The following is a 4,887-nucleotide window of genomic DNA, read 5'->3' on the forward strand; positions in this document are numbered from 1 at the left end:
CGGCGACCAATCGAGCATCGCCGACTGACGGGTCGGGTTGTAGCCGGCAAGAATGGGCAGCCCCGCCGGATCGAGCGTGCCGAGATCGGCAGTGCCGCTGCGCAGCCAGTCGCCGCGCACGCCGATCCGCCAGCGCGGCATGAATTGATACACCGCCTGCAGATAGCTGCCGGACTGGCGGAACCGCGCCGCCGAACTCGCCTCGCCGGCGCCGCCCACGTCGTAGGCGAGTTCGCCGGTTTCGCGCCGCAACAGGTATTCGCCCTGCAGTTTGAGGTTGGTCACGCTGCTGTTGCCGTTGGGCGCCCATTTGTAGACGAAATCGGCGATCCAGGTCTGGCTGCTTCCGGAGAAAGCGTTGCTGACACCACCGTCTTCGAACGCCCGCTCCCGCGGATTGGCGCGCACGTGCGACAAGCCCACCTGCCAGGCCGACGAATCGCCGATGTCGCCGCCCAGATGCGCAAAGGCCGTCCACAGACCGGCGCCGTTGGCCTTGCGCTCGGCGCCGGGGAAGCCGCCGCCGTTGGCCACCTCGGCCCCGAACTCCATGAACAGATCGGTCGGCGCCACCCAGCGCAACTGCACGCCGTCGTTCTGCACCCGATAACCGAAGAACGCCTTGTAGGCCAGCGGCGCGTCGGCAAAATCCCACTCGTGGGGGTGCTGCTGATTGATGTAGCCCACGCCGGAGAGGAAGCGCCCGAACTTCATCTTGAAGCCTTCCGGCAGCGCCAGGGTTTCGACGCTTGCCTCCTCCACATTGACGACGCCCGCGCCATCTTCCTCGGCCAGCGAAAAGCGGGCGTTGCCGCGGAACAGGTGATCGACATTGGCGGAGATGGCCAGCTCCGATTCGCCCAGCGAGAAACCTTTGCGCGGGGGGCCGACTTCGCCGCCGGACGGAATGAAGCCGTCGATGCGATAGGACGACGGATCGCGCTGGAAGCGGGTGAGCTTGCTGTCGAGAATCAAGGACACCGAAGGATTGAAGGCGCTTTCGGCAGCCGGACGATTGACCGTGCCGCCCGCCTCCGTCCGTGCCTCGGCGACGGATCGGGCCGCCGCGCTGGCGGTCGTGCCGGCTTCGGCGGCGGCCGTGGCGGCCGCAGTGCTACGCGTTTCCGCTTCGGCGAGGCGCCGCTCCAGCGCGTCGATGCGCTGCTGGTAGTTGTCACGCAGCTCGCGGAGCTGCTCGCGGAGTTGTTTCAGATCGGCCTCGGTGGCCGCGGGGGATGCCGCAAAGGCGGCGGCCGGAAAGGCAGCCAGGGCCGCGCACAGCGCAGCCGGACGTACAAAAGTCATGCTCGGTTCTCCAGTCGGATCGGTCCGATGAAAAGACGTTGCCGGCGCGGGACAAACCGGCGCCGGTCAACGATTCGGAAACAGGCTCAGACGGAAGAAAGCGGCGGACCGCGATTGTGAGGGCGGGGCAGACGGCGCTGCGGCGCCGCGACAGGGGAATCGTCCGGAACGACCGGAGACAGGGTCTCCACCGCCAGCAAGGGCGGCGAGGACGGCAGAGCCGACGCCAGATCGGCGGCGGCCAGACACAGCAGACATTGTTCGTGACGCAGTGACGCCGGCGCGCCGCCCTCGTCGGAGGACGAAACGCTCGCCTCCGCGCCGCCCCGCGTCGGCAACGACAACTCGCCCAAATGGCCAAGCGCATGCGCGGCCGCGAAAACCTGGGCGCACACCAGCAGCAGCGCCAGCAGGCTGCGGAAGATCGCGGAAGGACGGCGGCCGAAGCGGATCATGCGGCAGCCAGCGGAGCGACGGCGCAGAAGCAGGCGAAGGCCCGATCGACAAGGTCGCGCTCGAGATCGCGGACGATGAAGACCAGCCGGGTCGAGCGATCGTCATCCGGCCAGGCCGGCAGCGCAGCATCCGGATAGCGCAGGTGATGGACACACTGGACGACCCGCGGCACATCCTCGCCACGCACATTCACGATGCCCTTTACCCGCAGCAGGCGATCTCCGCAAAGACTCTGCAGGGTGTCGAGCGCGGAGGAGAAATCGCCCCAGCCGACCGGCGACTCGATGCGCACCACGAAAGCATGGGTGCCCGCATCGTGCCGGGCCGAATCCACCGATTCCGTGCGGCGCCGGGGCGCATACGGATTACGGCGGGCCGCGGCGGAAACCGCTTCGTCCGCCAGCCAGCGCGCGACGTCGGCGGATTTGGCGGTCGGATTCCATAACCCGCAGTCGAGCACCGCGGCGGGCTCCACCGCGCCACCGGAAACCCTGAACTGCGGCGCACCGGGGTTGAGTCCGGCAAGGGTTGCAGCAAGCGCATCGACGGCTTCCGGCGCCGCCTGATCGCACTTGGTGATCAGCAAACGGTCGGCCATGGCGGCCTGTTTGACCGCTTCCGGCTGGCGAACGAGTTGTTCGGCGCCGAAAACCGCATCGACCGCCGTGACGACGCCGTCGAGGCGATAACGGTCGGCGATGAAGAAATCCTGCATCAGCGTGAAGATCACCGGCGCCGGATCGGCCAAACCGGTGGTTTCGATGACGATGCGATCGAGGGCCGGCAACTGCCGACGCAGGCGGCGCATGAAGACATCCTTCAGCGCCCGCGCCAAATCGCCGCGGACGGCACAGCAGATGCAGCCGGATTCGAGAAGAACGACATCCTCGTCGATCTTCTCGACGAGGAGATGGTCGATCGGCACTGCGCCGAACTCGTTCATGAGCACCACCGTGCCGGCCAGGGCAGGCTGGCGCAGCAGGTGATTGAGCAGGGTGGTTTTGCCCGAACCGAGAAAACCGGTGAGCAGGGTGACGGGAACGCGTGTCGCCGGGGCGGTCATGGTCGTGGCAGGCCGGGCCGGCGAAGCAGGGTCAACGCGGAGGTCGGACACCGAGCGGGAAGGAATTACTCCCCGTACAGTTTCTGGGTGCGCTCGCGACGCTCCTGGGCGTCGATCGACAGCGTGGCGGTCGGGCGAGCCAGCAGACGGCCGATGCCGATGGGGTCGCCGGTTTCCTCGCACCAGCCGTATTCGCCTTCGGCGATGCGCTCAAGGGCTTCCTCGATCTTCTTGATCAGCTTGCGCTCACGGTCGCGGACGCGGAGTTCGAGCGCATGCTCTTCCTCCACCGTGGCACGATCGGCCGGATCGGCGACGAGTTCGTTCTCCCGCAGATTGGCACCGGTACTGGCAGCGTTTTCAAGCAGCTCGTCCCGCATCTTCGACAGACGCAACCTGAAGAACTCCAGCTGCGCCGGGTTCATGTAATCCTCTTCCGGCATGACCAGGATCTCGGCCTCGGTCAACAGCTTGTCTTTGCTTGTGGTGGTGGCAACCATGTCTCATTCCTCCCTTGAATCGACTGTCGGGCTCGGGTGCCGGCGGCAACCTGCATTTCGGCCCCCGCGTTGTCGGCCCGTCTTGCGACTCTTGCATGACTTGCGGCGCATTGCGCCACAAATTCCCCGGCGCACTGGCGCCTTTTGCTGCGGCCGATGCACAAAACGCACCAGCCTACCATCAAGGGCGCGATTCTATGCACAGGATCGCCGCAATTACAACGGTTCCCGCGCAGGTAAATGTGCCGCACCTACATTCTGAAACACTGAATCTACCGCGTTGTTTCGGATCGGGGCGACTCGTGCGTTAAAATGTTGCGATGCATTTCACGAACGACCCCGCGATGGCCACGAACAGGGCGTCCACTTCGTCCATGTCGTCCTTCTCGCTGCCGGTTCGGGTGTACTACGAAGATACCGACGCTGGCGGCGTGGTGTACTACGCCAACTACCTCAAATTCTGCGAGCGCGCCCGCACCGACTGGCTGCGCGCGATCGGCTTCGAGCAGGGCCGCCTTTCTGCAGAGGATGGCGTCGTATTCGTCGTGCGCTCCGTGAAAGCCGACTATCTGCAGTCCGCCGTGCTCGACGACCTGCTGGAGGTCGTCACCACGATTGCCCGGCTCGGCCACGCCAGCGTGGTTTTCGCCCAGAAAATCCTGCGCGGCGACCAGGCCGTCTTCGACGCCCAGATCACCATCGCCTGCATCAACCTCACTTCGAAACGCGCAACCCCGATCCCACCCGCTGTCCGCGCACAGTTCGCAACCCTGGTTTAAACCGATGAACGTCACCGAAGACCTATCCATCCTGTCCCTGATCTCCAACGCGAGCCTGCTGGTCAAGCTCGTGATGGCGCTGCTCGGCACCGTTTCCTTCATGTCCTGGTACTGGATCTTCCGCAAGTGGTTCTCGATCCGCGAATCCAAGAAGAAGACCGACCTCTTCGAGCGCGACTTCTGGAGCGGCGGCGACCTCAACGCCCTGTACCAGAGTGCCGCCACCGGCCGCCACGAAGCCGCCGGCATGGAGCGCATCTTCGAGGCTGGCTACCGGGAATTCGCCAAACTGCGCGGCAAGAGCCTCGACCACGGAGCCATCATGGACGGCGCCCGCCGCGCCATGCGCGCCACCTATCAACGCGAGGTGGACGACCTCGAAGCCCACCTGGCCTTTCTCGCCTCGGTCGGCTCGGTGTCGCCCTACGTCGGCCTGTTCGGCACCGTCTGGGGGATCATGAACGCCTTCCGCGGTCTCGCCAATGTGGGCTCGGCCACCCTCGCCCACGTGGCGCCGGGCATTGCCGAAGCCCTTGTCGCCACGGCCATCGGCCTCTTCGCGGCGATTCCGGCGGTGGTGGCCTACAACCGCTTCGCCCACGACATCGACCGCATCGCGATCCGCTTCGAGAGCTTCACCGAAGAATTCCTGAACATTCTCCAACGCCAGCTGCGTTGATCGGAGCCCTGCCGCAATGCGTCAACGCCGCCTGATGAACCAGATCAACGTCGTGCCTTACATCGACGTGATGCTGGTTCTGCTCGTCATATTCATGGTTACCGC

Annotated in this window: 7 protein-coding genes; 3 read left to right on the plus strand and 4 right to left on the minus strand. The window is 65.4% G+C overall.

Going from position 1 to position 4,887, the window contains the following annotated elements:
• The 4 genes from Q1M07_RS07410 to dksA all read right to left on the minus strand — a co-directional run.
• Window positions 1-1,305: hypothetical protein (locus Q1M07_RS07410; protein ID WP_300452580.1), on the minus strand; the 1,305-nt coding region annotated here is incomplete at its 3' end.
• Between the two features lie 86 nt (window positions 1,306-1,391).
• On the minus strand, window positions 1,392-1,760 hold the full coding sequence (locus Q1M07_RS07415; protein WP_300452582.1) for a hypothetical protein: 369 nt from the start codon (window positions 1,758-1,760) through the stop codon (window positions 1,392-1,394).
• Window positions 1,757-2,824, minus strand: a complete 1,068-nt coding sequence (locus Q1M07_RS07420) for a GTP-binding protein (RefSeq protein ID WP_300452584.1) — start codon at window positions 2,822-2,824, stop codon at window positions 1,757-1,759. Before Q1M07_RS07420 ends, Q1M07_RS07415 begins: the two co-directional genes overlap by 4 nt.
• Before the next feature lie 65 nt (window positions 2,825-2,889).
• Window positions 2,890-3,324, minus strand: a complete 435-nt coding sequence (gene dksA / locus Q1M07_RS07425; RefSeq protein ID WP_300452585.1) for an RNA polymerase-binding protein DksA — start codon at window positions 3,322-3,324, stop codon at window positions 2,890-2,892.
• Window positions 3,325-3,644: 320 nt separating this feature from the next.
• On the opposite strand from dksA, the gene ybgC reads away from it, so the two are divergent.
• The 3 genes from ybgC to Q1M07_RS07440 all read left to right on the plus strand — a co-directional run.
• Window positions 3,645-4,103 (plus strand): tol-pal system-associated acyl-CoA thioesterase, encoded by a 459-nt coding sequence (ybgC, locus tag Q1M07_RS07430; protein WP_300452587.1) that lies wholly within the window; start codon window positions 3,645-3,647, stop codon window positions 4,101-4,103.
• A 4-nt stretch (window positions 4,104-4,107) separates the two neighbouring features.
• On the plus strand, window positions 4,108-4,782 hold the full coding sequence (gene tolQ, locus Q1M07_RS07435; protein WP_300452588.1) for a protein TolQ: 675 nt from the start codon (window positions 4,108-4,110) through the stop codon (window positions 4,780-4,782).
• Window positions 4,783-4,798: 16 nt separating this feature from the next.
• On the plus strand, window positions 4,799-4,887 hold an 89-nt coding region (locus tag Q1M07_RS07440; RefSeq protein ID WP_300452589.1), incomplete at its 3' end, for a biopolymer transporter ExbD.

The organism is Accumulibacter sp., assembly GCF_029255285.1.
Lineage (GTDB): Bacteria > Pseudomonadota > Gammaproteobacteria > Burkholderiales > Rhodocyclaceae > Accumulibacter.